This window comes from Yeosuana marina (assembly GCF_011762485.1).
GTDB lineage: Bacteria > Bacteroidota > Bacteroidia > Flavobacteriales > Flavobacteriaceae > Yeosuana > Yeosuana marina.
Genome location: NZ_JAAKGI010000051.1, coordinates 1 through 1,050, shown reverse-complemented (window position 1 = coordinate 1,050; position 1,050 = coordinate 1). Strand labels below are relative to the sequence as shown.

General features: G+C 36.0%; 2 protein-coding genes. Both read left to right on the top strand.

Translation table 11 applies throughout. The annotated features are described in order from the left end of the window. Nucleotides 1-101: 101 nt before the first annotated feature. Nucleotides 102-566, top strand: a complete 465-nt coding sequence (locus tag G5V56_RS18840; protein WP_166968090.1) for a hypothetical protein — start codon at nucleotides 102-104, stop codon at nucleotides 564-566. After that, nucleotides 563-916, top strand: coding sequence for a hypothetical protein (locus G5V56_RS18835; protein ID WP_166968088.1), 354 nt, complete (start codon nucleotides 563-565; stop codon nucleotides 914-916). The genes G5V56_RS18840 and G5V56_RS18835 overlap by 4 nt, the downstream gene beginning before the upstream one ends. The last annotated feature ends 134 nt before the right edge of the window (nucleotides 917-1,050 follow it).

Sequence of the window (1,050 nt, the reverse complement as noted above, 5' to 3'; positions counted from 1 at the left end):
AGAGCCGTATGATGGGAGACTATCACGTACGGTTCTGTGAGAGGCTCGGGGTGAAACTCCCCTTGTCTACTCGACACAAACACGTTGTAGCCAATTAAAAAATGGAAATCGAAAAGTTCATAAAGGAATATTCAAAATCTGACTTTGACAAAATAAAGTTCGACTGGAATGGCAAACACGGCGACGACCTGAAAGACCCGAATATGGACTTTAGGATGGAAGTTTGTGAATATCTGATAAAGGATTTCTCAATCGCCTCTGATAATTTGATTTTAGACTTATATCAAGAATTATCAAAAAGTTCAAAAGAAACTTGGGGAGTTTATAGGAGCTATCATTTGTTTGCTCAAGAAATATTGAACAGAGGAAGGACAAAATACTTACTCAATTACTTACAAGGAGCCAGTCAGAGTTTTGACACGTCATTGGCAAGTGGAAGAATCGAATTAACAAACGATGAGAGAAAAGAGATTTTAGATTTTGTCGATAAACAAATGACTGACAGCACAGATGCAGAGAATAGAAAATACTTTGAATTTGCTCAAACAAGATTTGCCATAAGATGAGTGAAGTGACAACGACATTATACAGACCTGTAAACGACAAAGAATTGGTGTTGATTAAAGAAATGGAATTCAAAGGTTTCCCACCAAGATTACCTGAACAACCTATTTTCTATCCTGTAATGAACGAAGAATATGCCATTCAAATAACTAGGGATTGGAATGTACCAGCTTATGGTTGTGGCTATGTGACAAAGTTTGAAGTCAATTCTGAATACTTAAAGAAGTTCAAAGTTGAAAACGTTGGTGGAAAAATCCATAATGAACTTTGGATTCCAGCAGAAGAATTAGAACAGTTCAATCGCAATATCATTGGAAAGATTGAAGTAATTGGAGAATATAAAAAGGAATAAAAACTGGCTACAACACAGGCTATAGTGCATACCCTTCGGGATACGCACCATATCCAAACCGTCAGACTGCGCAAAAACTTCTTCTTAAAAACCATTAATGATTCTTTTTAAAATCGTATCTTAAAGTACTGATA